This window comes from Ruegeria sp. CDSC081, assembly GCF_059610485.1.
The window spans coordinates 300,138-325,240 of record NZ_JBXWNS010000006.1; the positions used below are offsets into that span (position 1 = coordinate 300,138).

Consider the following 25,103-nt stretch of genomic DNA (forward strand, 5'->3'; position numbering starts at 1 on the left):
ACAATGTTGGATCACCCCTCTGCCGCGGATCTGACGATCGAGGACATGCGAGTCGCGCATGATCGGATCAAACCGCATATCCGCCGAACTCCGGTCATGGTTTCGGACCACCTGAATGACCTGACCGGCGCGCAGCTGTTCTTTAAATGCGAAAATTTCCAAGAAGCCGGGGCCTTTAAGGTGCGTGGGGCCTGCAACGCTGTATTCGGCCTTGCAGACCATTTGATGCCCAAGGGTGTCTGCACGCATTCCAGCGGCAATCACGCCTTGTCTTTGTCTTATGCGGCCGGCCGCCGCGGTATTCCGTGCAACGTGGTCATGCCGCGCACAGCCCCGCAGGCCAAGAAGGATGCAGTTCGCCGATATGGCGGTACAATCACCGAATGTGACCCTTCGACAAGCTCGCGCGAAGCAACATTTGCCGAGGTTCAGGCCCGAACCGGTGGCGAATTTGTTCACCCCTATAACGACCCGCGTGTGATTACCGGTCAGGCCACCTGCTCCGCCGAACTGCTGGAACAGACTGGTGGTATGGACGCCGTTATCGCGCCCATCGGCGGTGGCGGCATGATTTCAGGCACCTGTCTGACGGTTTCGAACCTTGCGCCCGAGACCGCAATTTATGCAGCGGAACCGGAACAGGCGGATGACGCCTACCGGTCCTTCAAGGCCGGGCATATCATCGCAGATGACGCCCCCAAGACAGTCGCGGATGGGCTGCTGGTGCCCCTGAAAGAAAACACCTGGCATTTCGTATCCAACCACGTGACCGATATTTTTACCGCCTCGGAAGAGGAAATCATCGAAGCGATGAAACTGACCTGGAAGCACCTGCGCGTGGTGATGGAGCCGTCTTCGGCGGTTCCTCTGGCAACCATTTTGAAGAACCCAGAGGTTTTCCGAGGCAAGCGCATTGGCGTCATCGTGACCGGTGGCAATGTAGACTTGGACAAACTGCCCTGGCTGAAAGGGTAAGGAGAAACAACATGAACAAGACCGTAAATTTTGAAGACCTCGAGGTCGGCTTCGACATCCCTGCCGCGATCGGCATGGACGAAAGCGAGATACAGACGCCTTGCCTGATCCTTGATCTGGACGCGCTAGAGAGCAACATCCGAAAGATGGGCGATTTCGCAAAGGCCCATGGGATGCGCCATCGTGTTCATGGCAAGATGCACAAATCGGTCGATGTGGCCAAGCTGCAGGAACGGTTGGGCGGTTCGGTCGGCGTCTGCTGTCAGAAAGTGTCGGAAGCCGAGGTATTTGCCCGTGGCGGCATTACGGACATCCTTGTATCCAACCAGGTGCGCGACCCGGCCAAGCTTGACCGACTGGCACGGCTGCCCAATTTCGGCGCACGTATCATTGTCTGCGTGGACGATATCGATAATATCTCCGACCTGTCGGCTGCCGCTTCGCGTCACGGCACAGAACTGGAAGTGTTCATCGAGATCGACTGCGGCGCAGGGCGCTGTGGTGTAACCACGACATCGGCGGTCATCGAGATTGCCAAAGCTGTGCAAGCAGCGCCAAATCTGAAATTCACCGGCATTCAGGCCTATCAGGGTGCGATGCAACATCTCGACACCTATGAGGCCCGTAAAGAGAAGCTGGATGTAGCCATTGCCATGGTCAAAGACGCTGTCGCCGGGTTGAAAGCAGAAGGGATCGAGTGCGAGCTGGTTTCGGGCGGCGGCACCGGTTCCTATTACTTCGAAAGTAACTCGGGCGTTTACAACGAATTGCAATGCGGCTCTTACGCCTTCATGGACGCGGATTATGGGCGGATTCTGGATCAGAACGGCCAGCGGATTGATCAGGGAGAATGGGAAAATGCGCTGTTCATCCTGACCAGCGTCATGAGCCACGCCAAAGCAGACAAGGCCATCTGCGACGCCGGCCTCAAGGCGCAGTCGGTCGATAGCGGCCTGCCCTTTGTGTTCGGGCGTGATGATGTCGAATACCTCAAGTGCTCGGACGAGCATGGGGTTATCGGGGATCCAGACGGCGTACTGAAAGTCAATGACAAGCTGCGGTTGGTGCCGGGCCACTGTGACCCGACCTGCAATGTCCATGATTGGTATGTGGGCGTACGGGGCGGCAAAGTCGAAGCCCTGTGGCCGGTCTCGGCCCGCGGGAAAGCCTATTGAGATGAGGGATGTTATGAAAAGCGACGGCCTGCTGATTGTAGGCGAAGATCTGTGCGAGAAACTGGTAGGACGCCAGCAGGCCTTTGACGCTGTACAAGCTGTGTTCGGTGCGATGGCTAAAGGTGGCGCGTGGAACTTTCCCGTTATCCGCGAGGCTTTGGGCCATGCCGACGCTCTCTATGGGTTCAAATCGGGATTTGACCGCGACGGTCAGGTGCTGGGCCTCAAATCCGGTGGATACTGGCCGGGCAATGCGGCGAAGGGCCTGACCAACCACCAATCCACGGTGTTTCTGTTCGACCCCGATACCGGGCGATTGTCCGCGCTTGTCGGGGGCAATTACCTGACAGCGGTGCGCACAGCGGCCTCTTCGGCGGTTTCGATCGCGCATCTGGCGCGGCAAGACGCAAGAGTACTTGGTATGGTCGGGGCCGGACATCAGTCAACTTTCCAGCTGCGGGCGGCGGCGGAACAGCGCGACTTCGAAAAGGTCATTGCCTGGAACCCGCATCCCGACATGCTGCCCCGCCTTGCAGCTGTGGCCACTGAGGTTGGGTTGGAATTCGAGGCCGTCAGCCAAAAGGAGCTGGGCGCACAGGCGGATGTGATCATCACCATCACCTCGGCTTTTGAGCCGCTCTTGATGAAAGACTGGATCAAGCCCGGCACGCATCTGGCTTGCATGGGCACCGACACCAAAGGCAAACAGGAGGTTGACGCGGATCTCGTCGCTGCGGCGACTGTCTTTACCGACGAGGTCGCCCAGTCCGTGACAATCGGCGAGGCCCAACATGCCATCAGCCTTGGCGCCTTGACCGAGGATGCAATCGCGCCCATCGGCGCCGTCATCAATGGTGACCATCCCGGTCGGACAAGCGACGATCAGATCACTCTGTTTGATGGAACCGGGGTCGGGTTGCAGGATCTTGCAGTCGCCTCAGTCGCTGCACGATTGGCTGAAGAGGCGGATCTAGCCCAGCGCGCGACCCTCTGAAACGAAAAAGCGCGCCTCAATCGGGCGCGCTTGTTTGACCTGTCTGTTGGTGGCTCAGCCCCGGATGACCTTGGAAAACTGATCAAAGATGGGCTCGTTGGAACAGATGACCTCGCCGTCCTCCAGCACGTTACCTTCCGGGTTCAAAGCCTGCACAAAGCCACCAGCCTCTTTCACGATGATGATCCCGGCGGCAACATCCCAGGCATTCAGACGGCGTTCCCAAAAGCCTTCATACCGGCCAGCAGCAACATAAGCCATGTCCAGCGCTGCTGCGCCCCACCGACGTACACCGGCGCAGACTGGCATCAGACGCGCCAGATCCTGCAGGGTCGCAGGCAAGTCAGACCGTCCGCCAAAAGGCAGCCCGGTCGAAAAGATCGACTCGATCATGCGGTGACGACCCGAAACGCGGATACGGGTGTCGTTCATCCAGGCGCCTTCGCCATTTTCTGCAAAGAACATCTCGTCCTTGGCGGCGTCATAGATCACACCGGCAACAATTTTGCCTTTATGTTCCAACGCGATCGAGATCGCCCAGTGCGGCAGGCCGTGCAGAAAATTCGTGGTGCCATCCAGCGGATCCACAATCCAGCGGCGGGTGGGATCTTCGCCGGCAATCTCGCCGCCCTCTTCGGCCAGCCAGCCATAGGTCGGGCGCGCGCCAAGCAGTTCCTCTTTCAGGATCGCCTCGGCTGCAATGTCTGCCTTGGACACAAAATCCCCGGCGCCTTTCATCGACACCTGAAGGTTCTCGACTTCACGAAAATCCTTGACCAGTGAACGCCCCGCTTTGCGCGCGGCTTTGATCATGATGTTGAGGTTTGCACTGCCAACCATTGTCCAAAGGCTCCTGTCCGGTCAAACCGCGCGTATACTGGGGCAATGCGCCCTTGCCAAGAGGAATGATACGCATAGCAGACCCGCGTTTTGTGCCTATTGCTCCTGCAGCTTGCGCGCCTCGGTTTTGGCCAGCTTGATCAGCTCTTGCACAAAGGGTTTCTCAAGGTCCTCGGTGCGCACTGCAGCATAAAGGCGACGTGTTACGCCCGCCTTGGTCAGCGGGCGGGTAACATAGTCGGAATTATACTTCACCTCACGCACGACCCAGTCCGGCAGCACCGAAATCCCCCGGTTCGACGCGACCAGCAACAGGATCACAGCGGTCAGCTCAACCTGCCGGATTGCGGCCGGTTCAACCCGCGCAGGGATCAGCAGCTGGCTGAATACATCCAACCGTGTACGTTCGACCGGATAGGTAATCAGGGTCTGGCCCCGAAAATCTTCGGCCTCAATGAACTCTTTCTGGGCAAGCGGGTGTGTCGAAGCCGCGACAAACACTGCGTCATAGTCAAAGAGTTCGATGAATTCGACACCGGGCAGATCTTCTGGGTCCGAGGAAACGACCAGATCGACCTCTTCTTTTTGCAAAGCCGGCAAGGCATCAAAGGCTAGGCCGGGGCGGATATCGACATCCACATCGCCCCAGGATTTACGAAAGGATTCCAGCACCGGGAACAGCCACTCAAAACAGGCGTGGCATTCAATGGCGATATGCATACGGCCCGTGCGCCCGTCGCGCAAAGAAGAGAACTCCTGCTGTGTCGCCTCGACCTGCGGCAGGATCTGCTCGGCCAGGCGTAACAGCCGCAAACCGGCCGCCGAAAGTTTCATCGGTTTGGACCGGCGCAAGAACAATTCGACCCCGGCCTGATCCTCTAGGCCTTTGATTTGATGGCTCAACGCGGATTGAGTGATGTTCAGTTGATCTGCGGCACGGGCAAGCCCGCCACATTCATGGATCGCCTTGATCGTACGCAGGTGGCGGAATTCGATATGCATTGCGCGGAACTCATGTTGTTCTTGAATAATATGAGTTTGTCTCACAATGCGTAAGCTGGCACAAGGGTCAGAGATTTCACCCGTGAGGCCGAGATGACAAGACCAGAAGTTTCATTTGAATTTTTCCCGCCACAGACACTTGAGGCTTCATTCCGCCTTTGGGATACGGTGCAAACACTGGCACCGCTTGAACCGCGCTTTGTTTCTGTCACCTATGGCGCGGGGGGCACCACGCGTGAGCTGACGCGCGATGCGGTGGCCACACTGCACAAGTCCTCCGGCCTGCCTGTTGCTGCACATCTGACTTGTGTGGATGCGTCACGTCAGGAAACACTGGAAATCGCAGATACCTTTGCTCGGGCGGGCGTGGAGAACATCGTCGCCTTGCGCGGCGATCCGCCCAAGGGTCAGGATCGGTTCGCGCCGCACCCGGAAGGGTTCGCGGACTCGGTCGAATTAATCGAAGCACTGGCAGAAACCGAGATGTTCAGCATCCGTGTTGGCGCCTATCCGGACAAACACCCGGAAGCACAGGATTTTGCCGCTGATATCGACTGGCTAAAGGCCAAGCTGGACGCGGGTGCCGACGAAGCGCTGACACAGTTCTTCTTTGAGGCCGAGACCTTTTTCCGTTTCCGCGATGCCTGTGAAAAGGCAGGGATCGACAAGCCCATCGTTCCGGGCATCCTGCCAATCGAAAACTGGAAAGGGGCGCGCAACTTTGCCCGCAGATGCGGGACACATATTCCGGATTGGATCGAGAATGCCTTTGAGAAGGCCATTCGTGACGACCGCGAAGACCTGCTGGCCACCGCGTTGTGCACAGAACTTTGTTCAGACCTGATCGAGGGCGGAGTAGACAAGCTCCACTTTTACACACTGAACCGGCCGGAACTGACCCGGGATGTGTGCTTTGCCCTTGGAGTCACACCAAAGGCCGAGCTTCAGAACGTCGCTTGATATCCGCTTGTTTCAGACTGTGCACCCGGGGCTAAAACCCCGGGTGTTTTTGTGGAACAAGTTGGGATTGCCCTGCCTGACAGGGGCCACTTGAACAATCCAACTGAAGCCTTAATCATTGTCGCGATAAACCGTTCAATTCTGTTACAAATTTGACTTTAGCAACCGCCCATTCATTGTGGGGTCGTATAGTTTGTTTATGAGTGAATTTAGTATGGAACCTTTTGACAAGGTTAGTGCCCGCGCCAATGCATTCGGCACACTTGGTCTGGCTCAAAGCGCCAGTTCAGATGACATTCGAGAGGCCTGGCGCGACATCGCATTCGAAGCCCACCCCGATAAGAATGGCGGAGACGGTGCGGCCTTGGCCAACGCCAAGGCGGCCTATGATTTGCTGCGCAGCGAGGGGCTGGCCGGGAAAGGTCTGGCGGGCTCGGCGGCGGGGAAACCACGCCGCCCCCGGTTGCGCAAACGCGTTATTCAGCTGGAAACCCAAGATATTGATGCCTGTCGTGCAATGTTGAATACGGCGCTGCCCCACTTGCAGGACTCCCCGGACACCCCAGTGGACAGTCAAGATGCGGATCGCCTGCAAGATGCTGACCACATTCCGGACGCTGTCGGCTTGCATGGCCGCAACCTGACTTATTTCATTTCCGCACCTGTCTGCGAAGGTGCTAACCGCGTCGCATTGCCGACGAGTGTTCTTGCTGGCACCAAGCGCGTCAAGACAGAGATTCTGAGCTTTCAGTCCAAAGATGCGGGCACGGGCGAAGTTGTCGTACCCGTTGCGCTTGCGACCAAGAAATTTCCGGGCGCCCGCAGCGTCCGGATCAGATTCAACGCCGACCAGCAAACGCAGGATGAGTACTGGTTGACCGGATGACAAACAAAAGCCCGGCAAATCAATGCCGGGCTTTGCATCCGTTGCAGAAATCTCAGTTTGCGACCGGGCCTTCGGAGGTAAACTTCGGGATCACGCTGCTGGAGGCCCCGTCGGCCTCGATGCCCGGCCAGTTTCCTTCAGCCAGATTGATATTGCCGGGAATATCTTCTTCAAAGAACCCGACAACCACATCAGTAATGTTCAGATACAGCTTGTCATCAACAATCCGCCACAGGTTCGGGTTCGCAGGCACCTTGCCGCCGCGTGACACGCCATAGGCGCAGTGACCGTCATATTGCGGCGCATAATAAGCAGGGTTTTCCAAGAACTTGTCCCGGTTCTCTTCGGTCGAGAATGCCCAGGTAACGCCGTTGTATTCGGCCGTAATATCTGACCTTCCGCGGACGGCTTCGGGCTGTGATTGACCGACAGCAACCTGATCCAGACTGCGATAGGCAACCACGTCATATCCTGACACCGCATAGCCGGTGCCGTCCACATACTGATCACCTGCAAGGGCAGGCATGGCAAATGCCAAGGTCGCAGCTAAGGTCCAGGCAAGTCGTTTCATAAGGGCGGTCCTTTTTTATTGGATGGATGATCGGCCCGGAATACGGGGCTGTGCAGAGAATAGGTGATTCCTCGATCGAACGCAGTCCCGCTCGCGTCGCTGTGACATCGAATGAGAAAACGTGAAGTCTTTTGCACTGAATGTTACAAAATCTTCCCAACGGGCAGGGTTGGACTTTGCCCTTTGCAATATTAGCTGTTGAAGCGAACGGATAATTCACCCGAACTTTGCTGAGAAAGGCAAGAAATGAGCGAGCAATCGACCTATACGCCCCCGATGGTCTGGACATGGGACAGCCAAAACGGCGGACAATTCGCTAATATCAACCGCCCGATTGCGGGGGCAACTCATGACAAGGATTTGCCTGCTGGGCACCATCCTCTGCAGCTCTATTCGCTTGCCACTCCGAACGGGGTAAAAGTAACCGTCATGCTGGAAGAGCTTCTGGCGCTAGGCCATGAAGAGGCCGAGTATAACGCTTGGCTGATCAACATCGGCGAGGGAGATCAGTTTAGTTCGGGCTTTGTAGAGGCCAACCCGAACTCGAAGATCCCTGCCCTGTGGGATCGGTCCGGTGAAAAACCAGTGCGCGTGTTCGAAAGTGCCTCAATTCTGTTTCACCTAGCTGAAAGGTTCAACGCATTCCTACCCGAATCCGGGCCAGAACGGACAGAGGTGATGAACTGGGTTTTCTGGCAAATGGGCAGTGCACCATATCTGGGTGGCGGGTTTGGCCATTTCTACGCCTATGCGCCCGAGAAATGGGAATATCCCATCAACCGCTTTGCCATGGAAACCAAGCGGCAGCTGGATGTTCTGGATCGGGAGCTGTCCGAGAAAACCTATATCGCAGGCGAGGATTACTCTATCGCCGATATCGCGATCTGGCCCTGGTACGGACAACTGGTTCTTGGGCGCCTGTACAGCGCAGCCGAGTTCCTAGACGTCGAATCCTACAAGAACGTCATGCGCTGGGCCAAGGAGATTGACGCCCGTCCCGCCGTGAAACGCGGTCGCATGGTCAATCGTGCCTTCGGCGAAAAGCATACACAGCTTCACGAACGCCACGAGGCCGGCGACTTTGAAACGCGCACACAGGACAAGCTGGAGCCGGCAGCCGAGTAAACAAACCGGGCTTCGCGGATCAATCTGCGAAGCCCCATTCTGCCATTACTTAAGCAAAGGCGGTTTATCCGGATCGCGCCCAGGAGCGATATGCGCATTCACACGCGCCTCAGGCTGCGGCAGATCGTACCGCAAACCCACCCGCGCCAAAGACGCTGCGGCCGTGTCACTTGATTTGAAAAAACCTACGTCCATTGCCCCAGCTTCGACCCCGGAAAAGGTAAGCGCTTCGGACGCGGCCTTAGCCAGAGCTGCCTCTGCCCCTTCGACGGCATCGACAAAACCCAGCAAATGCCCGAACCCACCTTCAGCCGTTTTGGTGCTGACCAGATAGGCGGCTTGCGCCAACCCAATGGCCGTAGCCAGCTTGGCGTCCAAAGCTGTCAGCAGTTCGTCAGGCAGCCCCGATGGAGCCAGGAACTCGGACAGGTGCTGTTGCACCTCTTCGGGACCATGCTGCAATGTTTCCGCCAACCAGCCCAATGCCTCGGGCGGGATCAACATCGAGGATGGGGCAACCTCAAGGTTCAACCCGAGCCCGATCCCCTGCCCCGACAACATAGACGATAAAACCCGCCCCGACAGCGCAACATAGGGCACCGGGCGGTCTGCGAAGCGGGCCAGCCGGTCTTCGCGATCGAAAGCCAGCACAAAACGCCCATCTGCCACATCGAACAATTCGGGCGAAATATTCTCGTTCTTTGCCTCTTCCGTCAGCATCAGGAACAGCTCACTGTCAGCCAGCCGTTCAAAGAAACGCAGACGGGCCGCATCATCCTGCGGAGCAGCCTCAGCCGCGGCATGGGCGGCGTCCAGAGCCGAAATCTCAGTCATTCAGAACCTCTTGCACCCGTGCGCGCAAAACCGGCAACAGATCGGCTTCGAACCACGGGTTTTTCTTCATCCATGCCGTATTCCGCCAGGACGGATGAGGCAAGGCAAAGACCCGCGGCGCATAGTCCCGCCAGTTGCGGACGGTTTCGGTGACTGACCCACGTGACTTCAGGTGATATCTATGGGCGTGCCCCCCGACAAGAATGGTCAACGGCACAGGCCCAAGATCCGCCATGACCCGATCATGCCAAGTCTGACCGCATACTGGCGGAGGAGGCAAATCTGCCTTGCGCGCATCATAGCCGGGAAAGCAAAACGCCATTGGAACGATCGAGACACGTGAACGGTCATAAAACAGCTCCTCATCAACACCCAACCACGCCCGAAGCCGATCACCGGAAGGGTCGGTAAAAGGGCGACCCGACGCATGCACACGTGCCCCCGGAGCCTGACCACAGACCAAAATAGGCGTGTCTTTGCGGAACCAGACAATGGGTCTTGGTTCATGCGCGGTTTCGGTTGCCGCAAATCGGTCGGCACAAATACGGCAGGCCTCTATTTCTTTTTCGAGTGGGTTCATGAGATCGCAATCAGTGCCGCATCAGATGGTTGGTGTTCGTAAAGCAAGATAGGTAACACACATCCAGACACCAACAGATGCAAAAGTCACATTACCAAAAACGACCCCCGGAACGCATTGATCATTTGTTTCATAATTCGACATAATGTGGCCTATATGGCACCGTAGAGGTACCGTTCTTTCGCCGGTCCGAACGGCGCAACAACAAGATAAACCCGCAGGCTTTGGATGCTTGAGTTTGAAAATGTCAGCAAGTCCTTTTGGACCGGGACGCGCCGAAAGGTGATTCTGGACAGGGTGTCTTTTCGCGTCGAACTTGGCACTTCCATCGGTATTCTGGCCCCGAACGGTACCGGGAAAACCACCCTGATCAACATGATGGCCGGACTAGAGAAACCCGACGAAGGGGTCATTCGCAAATCCTGCCGCGTCTCTTTTCCGATGGGATTTACCGGCGGAGTTTCAAACAAGCTGTCGGCTCTGGAGAACTCGCGCTATATCGCCAAGATCTATGGTATGGACCCGGACTATGTCGAGGCATATTGCAGTTGGCTGTGTGGCCTGGGTGAATATTTCAATCAACCGCTGGCGACCTATTCATCCGGTATGCGGTCGCGGTTCACATTCGCGTTGATGCTGGCTCTGGATTTCGACATGTACCTCATCGACGAAGGGATGCCGGCCACAACGGATGTTGAATTCAACAAAAAGGCAGGCGACATTCTGCAGGAACGGCTGCGCACAACAACACTGGTCATCGTCTCTCACAACCCGGCCCTGCTTGAAAAATTCGCGCGTCAGGCGGCGGTATTAGTGGATGGTCAGCTTCACTTGTTCGAAACCTTGGAAGAGGCAAAGCAGTTATATGACTACCAAACCCAGGGCTGATAAATACAACTGGCGCCGCAAACGGCGGTCTGCGGGAAATGCCGAAACGCGCGAAGACGCGATCTCGCGCATTCGCCAGGCCACACAGGCGCCCGGCGCAGAAAATGAACCACCAGTAGGGACCGAGATCGACGCTATCAAACGCGAAGGACTGACCGGCCGCCAACTGCGGGTGGCACGTCGTCTTGCCCAGAAAAACGGTCTTGCGGCGACTTCGGACTATGATGCAGTTCGGTTGTTGCGCAAAAAGGGAATTGATCCGTTTGAACGCTCCAGTCTGCTGAACCTTGCCTCGGAAAAGAAAACTTCGGACGAGCAGACGAATGATCGCATCACGATCCACCTGCCCCAGACCGTGAAAGATGCACCAGAGAATCTGCCCGGACCCGAGATGAGCCCGGCCGAGCGGCGTGAACGTGAAATCGGACAGATTCAGAGGGACATCGCCCGCCGCCGCCGTCGCAAACTGTTCGCTCTGTTTGCGCGGCTTGCGGCCTTTGTCCTGCTACCTACCTTTGTCGTGGGTCTCTATTTCTATCGGATCGCGACCCCAATGTACGCCAGCAACTCTGCCTTTCTTATCCTTCAGGCGGACGGGGGCGCAGGCTCTATCGGAGGGCTTCTGGCAGGGACCCAATTTGCGACCACGCAGGATTCGGTTGCCACCCAGGAGTTTCTGGAATCGAAAGATGCGCTTGAACTTTTGGACACAGAGGCCGGTTTCGCTGATGTGTTCAAACAGGACTGGATCGACCCCATTCAGCGATTGTCCCCGGACGCCAGTCTCGAAGAGGCTTACAAGCTGTACAAACGCATGATCACGGTCGGATATGACCCGACCGATGGCCTGATCCGGATGGAGGTGGCGACACCTGACCCCCAGACTTCGGCCGCGTTTTCCCGAGAACTGATTTCCTATGCCGAGCAACGGGTAAACGCGCTGACCGAAAAGAAACGCGAAGACCAGATGAAAGATGCCCGGGAAGGGTTTGTAAGCGCTCAGGAAGAACGCAAGAAAGCTCAGGAAGACCTGATCGAGCTTCAGCTGCAAGGCGCAATCCTTGACCCTGAAAGCGTCATTGCCGGGTTGCGGGGCCGCATAAACGAAATCGAGACGCTTATTCAGGACAAAGAGCTGCAGCTTGCAGCCTTGTTGGACAATCGCCGCCCAAACAAAGCCAAGGTGGATGGCGCACAGGCCGATATCGCACGGCTTACGGTTGTACTGGAGGAATTGAACGCCGAAATGCTGGATGTCTCTGCCGGCGAGAATTCGCTGGCCAGGCTGAGCGTTCGGATTCAGATGGCACAGGCCGATCTGGCCGCTCGGGATATGATCCTGCAATCAGCGATGCAGCATATGGAGACAACCAGGACCGAAGCCAATCGTCAGGTTCGGTATCTGACGGTTTCCGTCAATCCTGTTCCCAGTCAGGAACCCAGCTATCCGCGCAAGTTCGAAAATACGATTTTGGCTTTCCTGTTGTTTGCTGGTATCTACCTGATGATCTCGCTTACCGCGTCGGTCCTTCGTGAACAGGTATCCTCGTAAGACACATGAAACATGTAAAAATCTCCGATCTCACGGTCGGCAATGATCTTCCGCTGACGATCATCGCCGGTCCCTGCCAACTGGAAACTGCCGATCATGCCCAAATGATCGCAGGAAAAATGAAAGAGGCCTGCGACGCCGCCGGGGCGCAGTACGTCTTTAAAGCCTCGTACGACAAGGCGAACCGAACTTCGCTGTCGGGTGCGCGAGGTATGGGAATAGACACAGGGCTCAAGGTTCTGGATGACATCCGCAAAACCTTGGGCATTCCAGTGCTGACTGACGTACATACCGAAGCCCAATGCGCGATTGCGGCCGAGGCTGTGGACGTGCTGCAAATCCCTGCCTTTCTATGCCGACAAACAGATATGCTGCTCGCAGCTGGCGAAACCGGCAAGGCGGTTAATGTCAAAAAAGGACAGTTTTTGGCCCCATGGGAGATGGGCAACATCGTGAGCAAGGTAGAAAGCACTGGGAACACAAACATCCTGCTGACAGAACGCGGAACTTCGTTTGGATATAATACGTTGGTCGCTGACATGCGCGGCCTGCCGCAGATGGCCAAAACGGGATACCCGGTCGTAATGGATGCCACACACTCGGTACAGCAGCCTGGCGGCAAAGGTGGTTCAACTGGTGGGCAGCGAGAATTCGCGCCTGTGATGGCCCGCGCTGCGGTTTCGCTTGGCATCGGTGCGGTTTTTATCGAAACCCATCAGGACCCTGATACTGCACCTTCCGACGGTCCTAATATGATCCCATTGGACCAGATGCCGCAGCTCATCGATACATTGATGCGTTTTGATGCGTTGGCCAAGGCCAACCCTATCCAGATCTGAACAAGAGTATTCCCATGACCAAACCCAACCCCGAGGTGACTCCGAACACCTGGAGCTTTCTGCGCGACGCAATGATCAAGCCAACCGGCTTTCGCGAATATGATGCCCGCTGGAAATATCCAGAAGAGATCAACCTGCCGGGCATGACCGTACTGGGGTTGGGTCTGGGCACACAGATGCGCAAGCGTGGGATTGAACCCGTGATTGCTGTAGCCAATGATTATCGTGATTATTCTCTGACCATTAAAAATGCCCTGATCCTGGGCCTGATGCAGGCGGGAATTCAGGTAAAGGATATCGGTCCGGCGCTTAGCCCGATGGCCTATTTCGCTCAGTTCCATCTGGACGTTCCAGCGGTGGCCATGGTCACGGCCAGCCACAATCCAAATGGCTGGACCGGGGTCAAGATGGGGTTTGAACGTCCCCTGACCCATGGCCCGGACGAGATGTCGGAACTGCGAGACATTGTTCTGAATGGCGAAGGGCAGACCCACCCTGGCGGGTCCTACGAATTCGTTGATGGCGTGAAAGAGGCCTATATCGACGATCTGGTCGGCGATTTCAGAATATCCCGACCTCTCAAAGTGGTCTGTGCCACAGGGAACGGCACCGCATCCGCCTTTGCCCCGGAAATCTTTGAACGCATGGGGGTCGAAGTCGTGCCCAGCCATAACCAACTGGACTATACCTTCCCGCATTACAACCCGAACCCAGAAGCGATGGAAATGCTGCACGACATGTCCGATACCGTGAAAGCCAGCGGTGCAGACATGGCGCTGGGGTTCGATGGTGACGGTGACCGCTGTGGCGTTGTGGATGACGAGGGGGAGGAGATTTTTGCTGATAAGGTCGGCGTGATCATGGCCCGCGATCTGGCCAAGATTTACCCCAATGCCACCTTTGTCGCCGACGTGAAATCAACCGGCCTTTTTGCCAGCGACCCCGAGTTGAAGGCTCGCGGGGTCAAGGCAGATTATTGGAAAACCGGCCACAGCCACATGAAGCGGCGAGTCAAAGAGATCAACGCGCTGGCCGGGTTCGAAAAGTCGGGGCATTACTTTTTGGCCGAACCGATTGGCCGTGGCTATGATTGCGGCATGCGCGTCGCGGTTGAGATCTGTAAACTGATGGACCGCAACCCGGACCAAAGCATGTCCGACCTGCGAAAGGCACTACCGAAAACATGGTCGACACCGACCATGTCCCCCTATGCAGCGGATACCGAGAAATACGACATACTCGACCGTTTGGTCGCAAAGCTGGTCGCCAAATCCGAAGCCGGAGAGACGCTTGCAGGTCGCCCGATCAAGGAAGTGGTCACTGTCAACGGTGCCCGAGTCATTCTGGACAATGGCAGCTGGGGGTTGGTGCGCGCCTCGTCGAATACGCCCAATCTGGTGGTCGTCTGCGAAAGCAGCGAAAGCGAAGAAGAGATGCGTGCCATTTTTGCGGATATCGACGCGGTCATCCGAACCGAACCTGGTGTCGGAGATTACGACCAGACCATCTGAGCGTTGGTGTCGGGGCTCTGGCCCCGACACTTCAATTTCCGCCAAACAGCTTAAGCAGTCCTTTCTTGGCCTCGTCCTCAAGCTTGTTCTTCAGCGCGTCCTCGACGCTGTCACCGTCAGTCCCGGCCGTACCGGTATCGCCGCCTATCTTGTCGATGACTTTCTTTTTGACATCATCCTCAAGCTCTTTGACTTTTCCTCCGGCGGCCGCTTCGATCACCTTGGTCAGGTCTGGCTTGATCGACGGATTGCTCCATGGTCCAACTATACGCACCGGAACCGACAGGCCCTCTCCCGAATTCGCACGCAGAGCGACTGGCGTGAACAGATAGTCGATATTGCGCGCTCCGATCCCGACTTTTCCTTTGCCATCCGCGCGGAAATTGTCCAGCGACATCAACAGATCGTTGTTCTGCAAAACGCCCTTATCAATGGTGAAGCTAGCCGTCAGGCTGTTGAACACGGTGGTGCCACCCGAACCTTTGCCTCGTCCCATCAGACGATCAAGGTCAAAACCCGATATCAGCCCCTTTCCTACATCCAAGCGGCCCTTACCGCTGAGCGAGCGCATGATCTGATTCTCGTTCTGGCCAACGCCCAGAAACTCGAATGATCCCGACCCGGTCCCGGACAGCCGCTCGACCCCGACCAAGGCTGTCAGAGCTAGTTTGAGGTCAATGCCCTTGGCCTTTATCTTGCCGCCAACGGACAACCCATTCCGATTATTGGCCACCACCTGCCCGTTCAGCGTTCCGGAAAACAAGGTTGCCGGGTTCATCTCCAATGCAGCCCGAGACCGGTCCAGCCGCATTGTCAGGTCGCTGGGGCCAAGCGTCAGCTCGGGCAGCGCGATAGATTTGGCTGTCAGTCGAATTTCACCATTGGCCAAAGCCAGCGCCGAGGCGTCGATCGGTTCCCTTGACCACCCCTCCGAGGCAGCACCCGAGCCGGAACCGCCGGAACTGGACGAGACCGTCTGACCACTTTGATTATAGCGAGAAAGATCAAGATCACTGGCATCCAACCGAGCAGTGATCTGTGGCGGGTTGGAAATGACAATATCAACTTCGCCTGTAAAACGGTTACTGTCGAGTGAAGCCACCAGATCGCGCACAGATATGCGACCATCTCTGGTATAAGTCATCTGCCCCGACACGTTCGCAGCGCGGCCCAACCCGTGCGGCACTCCAACGCCCTCCTGACCGAACGCGGCCAGCATTTTTTCCGTGTCTTTGGTTTTCAACTGCAGCTTGCCGTCCATCTCTCCGGCAAGGTTGACGCGCCCGTCAAACCCGATGTCACCACCGGGGGCGGCAAGCGCCAGCTCAATCTCGGATGCCGCGCCCGAGGCATAGGCCGGCAGGTCGGGTATCTTGATATCCACGCGGGCCTCACCGCCCGGAACCGGCATTTGTGCATCCAGAACCATGGGGGCCGAGACTGCTGGCCAACTGGCAGACAAATCCACGTCTGCGACATCAAATCGGGCCGATCCATTTTCAACAAAGATCAGACGCGCCTGAGTCAGTTTCAGATGCTCCAGTGTCACCGCACGCGATGCATCGGCCGGTTTTGATCCACCCGAGCCGCTGGCTGTCGGGGCGACGGCCGTGTCAAACTCCCAGTTTCCGCGCCCGTCTGACAGTTCAAGTCTGAGGGTCGGATTCTCGGCAATAATCCGTTTGATCAGCACATCGCCGGACAAAATGGCCAAGGTATCGACCCCAACCGCCAGGCTTTCGGCGCTCAGCATCGGCTCAGACCCCGCCCACGAGGCATTTCCGAAGGAAACCGCCCCGGTTTCCATGCCCAGCACAGGCCAGAAGGACAGCTTAACGCCCCCCGACAGTTTCAGATCACGCCCGGTTTGTGCCTTGACCTGCTCGGCCAGAATGGTCGCCAACTTGTCGCCCGGCATCAGCAGCAACGCGCCGATGACAAGACCGACCACAGCCACCAAAAGGAACAGGATGCGCATTAGCCATTTCATTTTCTGCTCTCCGACTTATTTGGCACGCTATAAAAAGATCATTCAAAGACGGCAGCGCATTTGCAAGGGGAAGCTTTCCCCACTATATGCCGCGCCATGACCACAAATCCGCCAAACCTCCGCCCCGACCTGGCACCTGCTGCCCGGATCACTGATACACCACGTCCGAACCAGCCGACCATCGGCATGGTATCGCTGGGTTGCCCCAAGGCTTTGGTCGACAGCGAGCGGATTCTGACGCGCCTGAGGGCCGAAGGATACGGCATCTCGCCGGACTATTCAGGCGCAGATGCCGTGATTGTGAATACCTGCGGATTTCTGGACAGCGCCAAGGCGGAGTCTCTGGATGCCATCGGCGAGGCTTTGGTAGAAAACGGCAAGGTTATCGTAACCGGATGTCTAGGGGCCGAACCCGATTACATCCGCGAGCATCACCCGCGTATCATGGCCGTCACCGGACCACATCAATACGAGCAGGTGCTGGATGCGGTACACAAGGCCGTGCCGCCTGATCCCGACCCCTTCGTGGATCTGCTGCCTGCGGCCAACGTTCAACTGACGCCGCGCCACTACAGCTATCTCAAGATATCAGAGGGCTGTAACCACAAGTGCAAGTTCTGCATCATCCCCGACATGCGCGGCAAACTGGCCAGCCGTCCGGCGCATGCGGTTCTGCGCGAGGCGGAAAAGCTGGTCGATAACGGTGTGCGCGAATTGCTGGTGATTTCGCAGGACACCTCGGCCTATGGGTTGGACCGGAAATACGATGTGAACCCCTGGAAAGACCGTGAGGTACGCAGCCATATCACCGATCTGGCGAGTGAATTGGGTCAGTTGGATGCCTGGATTCGTCTGCACTATGTCTATCCCTACCCGCATGTACGTGAACTGATCCCGCTGATGGCGGATGCGGGCAGCAACGTGCTGCCCTATCTGGATATCCCTTTTCAACACGCACATCCGGATGTTTTGAAACGAATGGCCCGCCCCGCTGCAGCTGCCAGAACATTGGACGAGATCGCCGCCTGGCGCGCGACCTGTCCTGACATCACTCTGCGATCCACCTTTATCGTGGGCTATCCCGGCGAGACCGAGGCTGAGTTCCAGACCCTTCTGGACTGGATGGACGAGGCGCAACTGGATCGCGTCGGCTGCTTTCAGTACGAGAACGTCGAAGGAGCCCGATCCAACGACCTTCCTGACCATGTGCCCGCCGATGTCAAACAAGACCGATGGGAAAGGTTCATGGAAAAGGCTCAGGCGATTTCCGAGGCCAAACTGGCCGCCAAGGTCGGCCATACCCTGCAAGTCATCGTGGATGATATCGACGATGAGGCCGCGACCTGTCGCACCACCGCAGATGCGCCCGAGATTGACGGCAATCTGTTCATCGACGAGGGGTTTGAGGCCCTGAAGCCGGGCGACATTGTCTCGGTCGAGGTGGACGAGGCCGGGGAATATGATCTATGGGGCAAGCTTCGCTAACCACACCTACCTGAATTGACCGACCCAGCGGCAGTCAAAAAAGGCTCAACAGCCCGATAACCCAGGCCAATCCGCCAGCCAAAGCAGTCAGTGCCACCGCAGCGCTGGCGGCGTCTTTGGCTTGCCCGGCCAATAGATTGTGTTCGGTCGAAGTATGATCCACCGCCCGTTCGATCGCCGTGTTGAACAGTTCAGCCACCAGAACCAACAGACCGATCACCAGTATCAGAGCCCGAACGCCGTCGCTCAGGGGCAGCCACAGGGCCAGACCCGCAGAAACAAGATTGGTGCAGACCCAAGCGCGGAACGAGTATTCACTGTGCCAAGTGGCAGCCAATCCCTGCCAGCTCCAGCGGATGCGGTCCTTTAGATGGGTGACAAGTTTTCTCATGCGACCTCGGTAATTCAATAGGTCAAACAGAAACCCTAACACCGTATGACAGGCAATAAAAAAGCCACCCATAGGGCGGCTTTTTTTGTTCGATTGTGCGGGCGGCTATGTCGGAATCCGCCCGCGAAAATCTTATTGAGCAGTCGGATTACATACGGTCTGACCTGCTTCGGTCGTCGCCAGATCTGTCCCTGCCGGGCAGCTCGGCGTGCCGTATTTGTCATAATCTGGGGTAATGTATACCGGTGTCGGCTCTTCCTGTTGCGAGCAAGCAGCCAGAACCAGGGCAAACGCACTAACGGCAGCAAATTTGAGTTTCATGTCCGTCATTCCTCTAATTAATTTCTGTTATTGCCCTGAACATGGGGCCGACTTCACAATACGGTGTGGTTGGTAATTTTGCAATAAAATCAACAGCGCGTTTGCGAAAGCAGGCAAAACCATGCCGGGGGGATTGCCCATGGAATGGGTGCCGCGTGGCAGCTACTGCTTTCGGCACATCTGTTCAGGCGATAGACTGGGGAAAGTCAGCGAACGGAGAAACCAGATGCCAGAAGGTCCAGTCATTGCGCAAAAAGCGCCCTATCCAATCGAAGTAACCGAAGGAAAAAGCTATTTCTGGTGCTCGTGCGGCCGGTCCAATCGGCAGCCATTTTGTGATGGATCTCACAAAGGAACCGGCTTTGAACCGGTCAAGTTCACGGCTGATACCAGCAAGAAACTGTTCTTCTGCGGCTGTAAAAACTGCGCTAACCCACCGTTTTGCGACGGGACACATTCCAAGATCTGATCACTTCAGCCGGTTGAAAACCTGGCTATTTACGCAGAACCCGGGCGCTGAACGGGGATCAGATTGCTGCGCCGCCAGCCATATCGTGCATTTCTCGTGACAGTCCGAGGCCCGGCAACGCGTTACCATCTCGGCGTATTCATCCGGGCTCAACCGCCCGTCGGACATGGCTTCGGTCAACGAGATCTTAAGGCATCGGGCCACGGATCGTGTCAGCCAAAAGTGCTTTTCCACGTCGCCCAGTACAGCGTGTTTCATCCCAATTCCTGCATTTGTATTGCTTTCAACGCGGCGAATTGATGTTTGTTCGGGCAGGTTTGCGGTGCTCCTGCAATATCTGGATGTCTTTCCATCCAATCCGGGCAGGCAGCCGCCCAGCCACATCCCTGACACAGGCGGATCATTTCAGCCCAGTCTTCCTGACTTAGCCGACCTTTATTGTGGGCCCGTACAATATCCGTACCCGTCGCTTGCCCCATCCTCAACACAAGGCGCAAATGGGTCATGAGGTGTCCAAGACGCGGCATTGCGGCCCCCCTAAGGGATCAACTTGCTTAACAAATCCTGGTTCCGGCAATATTCGGGTGTCTGCGCTGCCAGAACCGGTTGATTCAAAAAAGATTGGCAATGGCCCGGGTTCGGGCAATCGGTGCATCGCAGAACCGCATCGGTAATCTGATCCACCGATATATGTCCAGCGATTGCAGATTCCTGCAGATCCACCCCCAGCTTGCCAGCCATACGGTCAACAAGACCAGCATGATGCCTAAGCGTTTCGCGATCGGGCATTGGCATTCCTTTCCGTTTCGCTTTGTCCGATCAGACTAGCAATACGAAACAGCCCAAGCCTTGACGCAGGTCAAAGTCCCAATTCCAGTTCGTCCAGATAAGCCCGTGTTGCATCCTGAACCCGGCGAAATCGATCACCGCCCAGCTTTTTTCCGCCATACCATCGAGTGACAATGACGATATGACCGCTCAGTTCGGCCCTTTCCAGCATGCGCAGAATCACCATTCCGGCACCGCTTTCCCCGTCATCCGCCTTGAGCGCACCAGTAGGCAGGATTGCGGCCCAGGTATTGTGCGTGGCCTTGGCATAGCTTTTGTCAGATTTCAGGTCCTGCAGGACAGCTGCCACCTCGTCCCGGGAACTGACCAAAGCGCCGGACACGGCATATTTCGATCCGCGGTCCGTCAAGACAACCCCCAACCGTTTCAGTCCCGTCATTGTGTCAGCCCAAGCTGCCGCGAGGTTTCCAAAACAATTTCGACGCGCTGAGCATTCGGTGGATGGGTGCCTAGAAAACGATCGCCCGGGTCAGGAATTCGGGCAAAATAGCGGGCTCCTAACAAGGGATTGTAACCTGCCCGGTGCGTGATGATCGTTCCCAACCGGTCCGCTTCCAGTTCAAAGTCCTTGACATATATCTGGGCACCCACCTGCGCGCCCAGCTTCTGCGCCTGTTCAAGATCGGCGTCATTTGCCCCCGCTATGCGTGCAAGCTCGCCAAAAATCGCGGCACTTTCTCGTGAGTTTTCGGACTGGCGGGGAATATGGCGCAGGATGTGATGAGCAGATTCATGCCCCATCACAAAGGCCAGTTCATCGGCGTTTTCCACCGATTGAATCATCGCACGGGTGAAGATTATGACTGGTTGATTGTCGTCATCCAAGGTTTGAAAAGCATTTGCTGGTGCGCGAGGGTTCAGATCAACCACGATCGAAAAATTGCAGTTGCTGACATTACTGCGCCGCTTGCACTCTGCGCGCGCCACATCCCCGACCCTTTGACTGATTTCGCGAAAGGTCAGCACATCGACCTGAAAATCAGTTGAGGGTTGTTGCCATTCCTCTACCGGCTGAACGCGTAACGAACCGGTGTCACAGGCCGACAGAACCAGACCAAATATCATCAAGATCAGGCGACGCATACTATTTCCTTCGGTCCGGTCATGCCTTTTCGTCGAACATAGCCCGACACAAGGCGGTTCGCCACCGGACGATTTCCCAAGAACGGGTTGCATTGCAATGTTCCGCCCGGCAAGCTGGACACATGTTTTCGATTGAGCATGAATTCGACTCGACGGTCATAACCCTGGTGGACGAAGGCGAAAAGCCTTTGAACGAGGATGTGGTTATTAACAATTTTGCAGAATGCGTAACGCTGGAACAACTGGATCCGCGCACTGACCAGGTTCAGAAGATTACGCTTTCGCCCGAACAGGTTCGTGATCTGGCTGCGGCACTGGATCTGCCCGAAGGTGTTTACCAAATTCGCGAAACCCCCGATCAGGCCTGACACACAAAGACTTTCTCGCGCGATGTCTGGCCGCGCTTCAGGATCAATGCGGACGGAGCAACCCTTAGCGCCACCGCCAGAAGCTCACGTGTGGCTTCATTTGCCCTGCCGTTTTCGGGCGGTGCAGTGATATATATTCTGATCGTTCCGTCCTGAACCAAAATCCTGTCTGCTGCGGCTTTCGGGGTAACCCTGACCGCAATCTCAGCATTCGGTGCTACACGGTCGCTCAGGTCTGGAAGATTTCTTAGTTTCGGTTTTCCCATTGGCACCTTCTGTTAACAAAGACCCTTGCACGGTTGGGCGGGGAATGAAATTGATCCAACTGGTCCAGCCGATTGCACTTGAAACTCGCCAGACGTTCAACCAGATACAGACAGCCTATGTAAAGGAAGTTAACATATGTCCTTGAAGAATCCGGCCGCTTTTAAGTTTCTGCAGACCCGTCGGTCGCGCCCAGCCAAAACGTTGATTGAACCGGCCCCCGACCGTGAGCAGCTGATGCCCCTGCTGACCGCAGCAGCCCGCAGCCCGGATCACGGAAAACTGGAACCCTGGCGGTTCATCGTGCTTGAAAAAGGCGCAATGGGGCGCCTGTCGGGGCTAACCCAGGAATGCGGTGAGGCGCTTGGCAAATCCCCTCAAGACATTGAAAAAGCGCGCGGACAGTTTGATTTAGGCCATCTCGCCGTCGCTGTGATCGAGGTTCAGAAGCCTTCGGAAAAGATTCCAGCCATCGAGCAGACCTATTCAGCTGGGGCTGTTTGCCTTGCTTTGCTGAACGCTGCTTTGACCGCAGGATGGGGCGCGAATTGGTTGTCTGGCTGGCAAACCCACGATCCAGAATTCTGTCGCAAGGCGTTTGGATTGCGGGATAACGAGAGTGTTGCCGGTTTGATCCATATCGCGACCGAGGGCTCGACCCCGCCCGACCGCCCTCGCCCGGATGTTGATGCCCTGACCGAATGGGTCACAGAATGATCATCCTCAACGCCTTTTTTTCAGCGCTTGGTCAGATCGGAGACCCGAAATTCCGCGGGGTTCTGCTGCGAGGTATCGGCCTGACCATCCTGATGCTGATCGCAGCCTGCGCCGGTGCAATTTGGCTGATCAACCGGCTGTCAGGGGACGAGATATCGCTGCCATTCATTGGTGCAGTTCCCTGGCTGAATGACGTCCTTAGCTATTCCGGCATTTTCCTGGTGCTGATCCTGCCAGTGTTTCTGATGATTCCCGTCGCCTCAGCCATCACGTCTGTGTTTCTGGACGATGTCGCGCAAGCTGTAGAGGACAGGCATTATCCGAGCCTGCCCGCGGTTCCACGCATCCCGATAGGCGATGCGATCACTGACGCGCTTGGTTTTATGGGTGTGCTGATTGTGGCCAACCTTCTGGCGCTGATCCTTTATGCGATCTTCACGCCACTGGCCCCGTTTATCTTTTGGGCGATGAACGGATTTCTGCTGGGGCGTGAGTATTTTACGCTGGCAGCCATGCGCCGTATCGGGCGTGAGGGCGCGCGAAAACTGCGGGCACAACATTCGTCAACAATTTGGCTTGCGGGCACGTTGATGGCCATCCCACTGTCTATTCCGCTGGTGAATCTTGTGATCCCGATTATCGGAGCTGCTACATTCACGCATATCTTTCATAAGCTCTCAGGGCCAACGCCCTGAAGCTTAGTTTCGCGGTTCCATTTGATTTAGCCAATCGAAATCCCGTACCGAAATCACGCCCGAAATAATGATCCCTGCAATGATAGCCCAGAGCACGACCGACACCCCGGTGGTGATCCATAGCTTTTTCTTCATGTGATGCACTTCCGGGGCCCCTGAATGGGTGCCGGGAACGACCTCGCCCAAATCACCCTGGGTCTTGATGCGGATCGGCAGAATCACCAAAAGCGTCATGAACCAGATGACGGCAAACAGAACCAGTCCTGCAGTGATCGTCATGTGTACACCTCCGGTGTTTATATTTGTTCCAACTCGACCAGACAGCCGTTGAAATCTTTGGGATGCAGGAAAAGAACCGGTTTCCCGTGCGCGCCGATCTTGGGTTCACCGCTACCCAGCACCCGGGCGCCGGTTTCTTTCAGGTGATCACGCGCGGCAATGATATCCTCCACCTCATAGCAGACATGATGGATTCCGCCGGCGGGGTTCTTCTCTAGAAAACCGTTGATCGGGCTGTCATCGCCCAGAGGATAAAGCAACTCGATCTTGGTGTTGGGCAATTCAATGAACACCACAGTAACGCCGTGATCAGGTTCATCCTGCGGCGCGCCAACCTTGGCACCTAAAGCGCTGCGGTACTGTTCAGACGCCGCCACAAGATCAGGGACGGCAATGGCAACGTGGTTTAAGCGGCCAATCATGGAACTCTCCTACCTTCTGCGTTGCAGCGGTTATGGGGACAGATCAGGCAAAGGACAAGTGCGCCAAATTGCCGTTAACCCCGTGTTAGCCAGAAGTTCCTAGCTTGAAGCATCTGCTGAATAGGAGTTCTGCCATGGACGATTCGAGCCCCTTCACCGCACCCGCACAGCCAACGGCCACGCGGCCGCTGCTGGGACAAACCATTTTGGTTGTTGAGGACAGCCGCTATGCCTGCGACGCTATCCGGTTAATGTGTTTGCATTCGGGTGCGCGGATCAGGCGGGCCGATTGCCTGAAGTCCGCCCGGCGCCATCTTCAGATCTATCGACCTTCGGTGATCTTGGTGGATATGGGGCTGCCAGATGGCTCTGGCGCTGATCTGATTGCCGAACTGGCCATGACTACGCCCCGGATCGGAGCGATTCTGGGCATGTCAGGCGACGACAATTCAGAAACCCTTGCGACAGAGGTTGGTGCGGACGGGTTTCTTGCCAAACCGCTTAACTCACTGTCCTATTTCCAGTCGTCTATTCTGAAATGCCTACCGGAAGACCGCCGCCCCTGCACGCTCCACGCCGTTCGGGATGAGGTGATATGCCCCGATCCTATGGCCTATCAGGACGACATGGCACATATCGCAGATGTTCTGGCCGGACCGAATGACCATCGGTCACTGGACTATGCGGCCCAATTCCTGCGCGGCGTTGCCCGTGATGCTGAAGATACGGTTCTGGCCGAAGCCGCCCAGCAGTTGGCAGCCTCACGCGCCGCAGGTATGCCCATCACCGCTCTGACAGCCCAAGTTGCGGGAATAGTGCAGGCCCGTCTGGAACAGCGCGAGGCTATCTGAAGTGACAACCGCATATCTAATTACCGCATCGCTCCTTTGTCTGTGGGCATACAGACAGACACGCGTCAGCGCGCGTGACATTCGGAACAGCCGCGAGAGGAAAAAGGACCATTTCCTGTAAACCCGCTAACAGCGAATTGGGAATGGGTTGAAAACAGAAAAAACCGCCACAGGCGACTGTGGCGGG

The 25,103-nt window shown here is 56.5% G+C and carries 32 protein-coding genes; 16 read left to right on the forward strand and 16 right to left on the reverse strand.

Features of this window, described 5'->3' with window-relative positions:
• Nucleotides 1–3: 3 nt before the first annotated feature.
• From bhcB to bhcD, 3 genes are read left to right on the forward strand one after another with little or no spacing between them, the layout of a single operon-like run.
• On the forward strand, nt 4–975 hold the full coding sequence (bhcB, locus tag AC2FH9_RS13445; RefSeq protein ID WP_496694737.1) for a beta-hydroxyaspartate dehydratase BhcB: 972 nt from the start codon (nt 4–6) through the stop codon (nt 973–975).
• Nucleotides 976–986: 11 nt separating this feature from the next.
• The gene (gene bhcC, locus AC2FH9_RS13450; protein ID WP_496785679.1) at nt 987–2,150 is read left to right on the forward strand and encodes a 3-hydroxy-D-aspartate aldolase BhcC; all 1,164 of its coding nucleotides are present in this window, start codon (nt 987–989) and stop codon (nt 2,148–2,150) included.
• A gap of 13 nt (nt 2,151–2,163) precedes the next feature.
• The gene (gene bhcD, locus AC2FH9_RS13455; RefSeq protein WP_496785681.1) at nt 2,164–3,144 is read left to right on the forward strand and encodes an iminosuccinate reductase BhcD; all 981 of its coding nucleotides are present in this window, start codon (nt 2,164–2,166) and stop codon (nt 3,142–3,144) included.
• Between the two features lie 54 nt (nt 3,145–3,198).
• Here the strand turns inward: bhcD and AC2FH9_RS13460 are convergent, their stop codons facing one another.
• The gene (locus AC2FH9_RS13460; protein WP_142636646.1) at nt 3,199–3,984 is read right to left on the reverse strand and encodes an inositol monophosphatase family protein; all 786 of its coding nucleotides are present in this window, start codon (nt 3,982–3,984) and stop codon (nt 3,199–3,201) included.
• Between the two features lie 96 nt (nt 3,985–4,080).
• Nucleotides 4,081–4,986 (reverse strand): LysR family transcriptional regulator, encoded by a 906-nt coding sequence (locus AC2FH9_RS13465; protein WP_496701538.1) that lies wholly within the window; start codon nt 4,984–4,986, stop codon nt 4,081–4,083.
• A 93-nt stretch (nt 4,987–5,079) separates the two neighbouring features.
• On the opposite strand from AC2FH9_RS13465, the gene metF reads away from it, so the two are divergent.
• On the forward strand, nt 5,080–5,946 hold the full coding sequence (gene metF / locus AC2FH9_RS13470) for a methylenetetrahydrofolate reductase [NAD(P)H] (protein ID WP_271949306.1): 867 nt from the start codon (nt 5,080–5,082) through the stop codon (nt 5,944–5,946).
• A gap of 199 nt (nt 5,947–6,145) precedes the next feature.
• Nucleotides 6,146–6,832: a J domain-containing protein gene (locus AC2FH9_RS13475; RefSeq protein ID WP_496690989.1), complete on the forward strand. Its 687-nt coding sequence runs from the start codon at nt 6,146–6,148 to the stop codon at nt 6,830–6,832.
• Between the two features lie 52 nt (nt 6,833–6,884).
• On the opposite strand, the gene AC2FH9_RS13480 is transcribed toward AC2FH9_RS13475, so the two are convergent.
• Nucleotides 6,885–7,403, reverse strand: a complete 519-nt coding sequence (locus AC2FH9_RS13480) for a YHS domain-containing (seleno)protein (RefSeq protein WP_496689615.1) — start codon at nt 7,401–7,403, stop codon at nt 6,885–6,887.
• Between the two features lie 246 nt (nt 7,404–7,649).
• Here AC2FH9_RS13480 and yghU point away from each other — a divergent pair, with 246 nt between their 5' ends.
• Nucleotides 7,650–8,528 (forward strand): glutathione-dependent disulfide-bond oxidoreductase, encoded by an 879-nt coding sequence (gene yghU, locus AC2FH9_RS13485; RefSeq protein WP_496750274.1) that lies wholly within the window; start codon nt 7,650–7,652, stop codon nt 8,526–8,528.
• Between the two features lie 45 nt (nt 8,529–8,573).
• Here the strand turns inward: yghU and AC2FH9_RS13490 are convergent, their stop codons facing one another.
• Both AC2FH9_RS13490 and AC2FH9_RS13495 read right to left on the reverse strand, forming a co-directional pair.
• Entirely contained in the window at nt 8,574–9,362 is a 789-nt protein-coding gene (locus AC2FH9_RS13490; protein WP_496701943.1) for an SseB family protein, read from the reverse strand.
• Nucleotides 9,355–9,942 (reverse strand): uracil-DNA glycosylase family protein, encoded by a 588-nt coding sequence (locus AC2FH9_RS13495; protein ID WP_282027571.1) that lies wholly within the window; start codon nt 9,940–9,942, stop codon nt 9,355–9,357. The genes AC2FH9_RS13490 and AC2FH9_RS13495 overlap by 8 nt, the downstream gene beginning before the upstream one ends.
• A gap of 228 nt (nt 9,943–10,170) precedes the next feature.
• Here AC2FH9_RS13495 and AC2FH9_RS13500 point away from each other — a divergent pair, with 228 nt between their 5' ends.
• From AC2FH9_RS13500 to AC2FH9_RS13515, 4 genes are read left to right on the forward strand one after another with little or no spacing between them, the layout of a single operon-like run.
• Nucleotides 10,171–10,830, forward strand: coding sequence for an ABC transporter ATP-binding protein (locus AC2FH9_RS13500; protein ID WP_142636630.1), 660 nt, complete (start codon nt 10,171–10,173; stop codon nt 10,828–10,830).
• Entirely contained in the window at nt 10,808–12,382 is a 1,575-nt protein-coding gene (locus AC2FH9_RS13505) for a KpsE/RkpR family capsule polysaccharide export protein (RefSeq protein ID WP_282027572.1), read from the forward strand. The genes AC2FH9_RS13500 and AC2FH9_RS13505 overlap by 23 nt, the downstream gene beginning before the upstream one ends.
• Before the next feature lie 5 nt (nt 12,383–12,387).
• The gene (gene kdsA / locus AC2FH9_RS13510; protein WP_142636626.1) at nt 12,388–13,221 is read left to right on the forward strand and encodes a 3-deoxy-8-phosphooctulonate synthase; all 834 of its coding nucleotides are present in this window, start codon (nt 12,388–12,390) and stop codon (nt 13,219–13,221) included.
• A 14-nt stretch (nt 13,222–13,235) separates the two neighbouring features.
• A complete protein-coding gene (locus tag AC2FH9_RS13515; protein ID WP_496871867.1) occupies nt 13,236–14,732 on the forward strand; it encodes a phosphomannomutase/phosphoglucomutase in 1,497 nt (498 codons plus the stop codon).
• A 31-nt stretch (nt 14,733–14,763) separates the two neighbouring features.
• On the opposite strand, the gene AC2FH9_RS13520 is transcribed toward AC2FH9_RS13515, so the two are convergent.
• Nucleotides 14,764–16,722 carry an AsmA family protein gene (locus tag AC2FH9_RS13520; RefSeq protein WP_496871868.1) on the reverse strand — a complete coding sequence of 653 codons (1,959 nt, stop codon included), beginning with the start codon at nt 16,720–16,722 and terminating at the stop codon, nt 14,764–14,766.
• Nucleotides 16,723–16,818: 96 nt separating this feature from the next.
• On the opposite strand from AC2FH9_RS13520, the gene rimO reads away from it, so the two are divergent.
• Nucleotides 16,819–18,207 (forward strand): 30S ribosomal protein S12 methylthiotransferase RimO, encoded by a 1,389-nt coding sequence (rimO, locus tag AC2FH9_RS13525; RefSeq protein ID WP_496871870.1) that lies wholly within the window; start codon nt 16,819–16,821, stop codon nt 18,205–18,207.
• 34 nt (nt 18,208–18,241) lie between these two features.
• On the opposite strand, the gene AC2FH9_RS13530 is transcribed toward rimO, so the two are convergent.
• Both AC2FH9_RS13530 and AC2FH9_RS13535 read right to left on the reverse strand, forming a co-directional pair.
• Entirely contained in the window at nt 18,242–18,598 is a 357-nt protein-coding gene (locus AC2FH9_RS13530; RefSeq protein ID WP_496690995.1) for a diacylglycerol kinase, read from the reverse strand.
• Between the two features lie 132 nt (nt 18,599–18,730).
• Nucleotides 18,731–18,919 carry a hypothetical protein gene (locus tag AC2FH9_RS13535; RefSeq protein ID WP_142636616.1) on the reverse strand — a complete coding sequence of 63 codons (189 nt, stop codon included), beginning with the start codon at nt 18,917–18,919 and terminating at the stop codon, nt 18,731–18,733.
• 226 nt (nt 18,920–19,145) lie between these two features.
• On the opposite strand from AC2FH9_RS13535, the gene AC2FH9_RS13540 reads away from it, so the two are divergent.
• Nucleotides 19,146–19,388 carry a CDGSH iron-sulfur domain-containing protein gene (locus AC2FH9_RS13540; protein ID WP_142636614.1) on the forward strand — a complete coding sequence of 81 codons (243 nt, stop codon included), beginning with the start codon at nt 19,146–19,148 and terminating at the stop codon, nt 19,386–19,388.
• Here AC2FH9_RS13540 and AC2FH9_RS13545 read toward each other — a convergent pair whose 3' ends face one another.
• From AC2FH9_RS13545 to AC2FH9_RS13565, 5 genes are all read right to left on the reverse strand, one after another.
• Nucleotides 19,389–19,646, reverse strand: a complete 258-nt coding sequence (locus AC2FH9_RS13545) for a DUF6455 family protein (protein ID WP_271949278.1) — start codon at nt 19,644–19,646, stop codon at nt 19,389–19,391.
• Complete coding sequence (locus AC2FH9_RS13550) at nt 19,643–19,915, reverse strand: DUF6455 family protein (RefSeq protein ID WP_496694728.1); 273 nt, start codon at nt 19,913–19,915, stop codon at nt 19,643–19,645. Before AC2FH9_RS13550 ends, AC2FH9_RS13545 begins: the two co-directional genes overlap by 4 nt.
• 10 nt (nt 19,916–19,925) lie before the next feature.
• Nucleotides 19,926–20,183: a DUF6455 family protein gene (locus AC2FH9_RS13555; RefSeq protein WP_496701527.1), complete on the reverse strand. Its 258-nt coding sequence runs from the start codon at nt 20,181–20,183 to the stop codon at nt 19,926–19,928.
• A gap of 64 nt (nt 20,184–20,247) precedes the next feature.
• Nucleotides 20,248–20,616: a YigZ family protein gene (locus tag AC2FH9_RS13560; protein ID WP_142636608.1), complete on the reverse strand. Its 369-nt coding sequence runs from the start codon at nt 20,614–20,616 to the stop codon at nt 20,248–20,250.
• On the reverse strand, nt 20,613–21,320 hold the full coding sequence (locus AC2FH9_RS13565; RefSeq protein ID WP_496871873.1) for a M48 family metallopeptidase: 708 nt from the start codon (nt 21,318–21,320) through the stop codon (nt 20,613–20,615). The genes AC2FH9_RS13560 and AC2FH9_RS13565 overlap by 4 nt, the downstream gene beginning before the upstream one ends.
• 122 nt (nt 21,321–21,442) lie before the next feature.
• Here AC2FH9_RS13565 and AC2FH9_RS13570 point away from each other — a divergent pair, with 122 nt between their 5' ends.
• Nucleotides 21,443–21,688 carry a DUF8831 family protein gene (locus AC2FH9_RS13570; RefSeq protein ID WP_271949269.1) on the forward strand — a complete coding sequence of 82 codons (246 nt, stop codon included), beginning with the start codon at nt 21,443–21,445 and terminating at the stop codon, nt 21,686–21,688.
• On the opposite strand, the gene AC2FH9_RS13575 is transcribed toward AC2FH9_RS13570, so the two are convergent.
• A complete protein-coding gene (locus AC2FH9_RS13575) occupies nt 21,679–21,954 on the reverse strand; it encodes a DUF167 domain-containing protein (RefSeq protein WP_496785702.1) in 276 nt (91 codons plus the stop codon). The two genes, AC2FH9_RS13570 and AC2FH9_RS13575, sit on opposite strands and share 10 nt — an antisense overlap.
• A gap of 136 nt (nt 21,955–22,090) precedes the next feature.
• On the opposite strand from AC2FH9_RS13575, the gene AC2FH9_RS13580 reads away from it, so the two are divergent.
• Together AC2FH9_RS13580 and AC2FH9_RS13585 are read left to right on the forward strand one after the other, a co-directional pair.
• Nucleotides 22,091–22,669 carry a nitroreductase family protein gene (locus AC2FH9_RS13580; RefSeq protein WP_496871875.1) on the forward strand — a complete coding sequence of 193 codons (579 nt, stop codon included), beginning with the start codon at nt 22,091–22,093 and terminating at the stop codon, nt 22,667–22,669.
• Nucleotides 22,666–23,364, forward strand: coding sequence for an EI24 domain-containing protein (locus AC2FH9_RS13585; RefSeq protein ID WP_185956679.1), 699 nt, complete (start codon nt 22,666–22,668; stop codon nt 23,362–23,364). Before AC2FH9_RS13580 ends, AC2FH9_RS13585 begins: the two co-directional genes overlap by 4 nt.
• A 3-nt stretch (nt 23,365–23,367) precedes the next feature.
• Here AC2FH9_RS13585 and AC2FH9_RS13590 read toward each other — a convergent pair whose 3' ends face one another.
• Both AC2FH9_RS13590 and mce read right to left on the reverse strand, forming a co-directional pair.
• Nucleotides 23,368–23,643: a DUF1467 family protein gene (locus AC2FH9_RS13590; protein WP_142636598.1), complete on the reverse strand. Its 276-nt coding sequence runs from the start codon at nt 23,641–23,643 to the stop codon at nt 23,368–23,370.
• 17 nt (nt 23,644–23,660) lie between these two features.
• Nucleotides 23,661–24,065, reverse strand: a complete 405-nt coding sequence (mce, locus tag AC2FH9_RS13595; RefSeq protein WP_496871877.1) for a methylmalonyl-CoA epimerase — start codon at nt 24,063–24,065, stop codon at nt 23,661–23,663.
• A gap of 134 nt (nt 24,066–24,199) precedes the next feature.
• Between mce and AC2FH9_RS13600 the strand changes: the two genes are divergently transcribed.
• Nucleotides 24,200–24,916 carry a response regulator gene (locus tag AC2FH9_RS13600; protein WP_496693874.1) on the forward strand — a complete coding sequence of 239 codons (717 nt, stop codon included), beginning with the start codon at nt 24,200–24,202 and terminating at the stop codon, nt 24,914–24,916.
• The last annotated feature ends 187 nt before the right edge of the window (nt 24,917–25,103 follow it).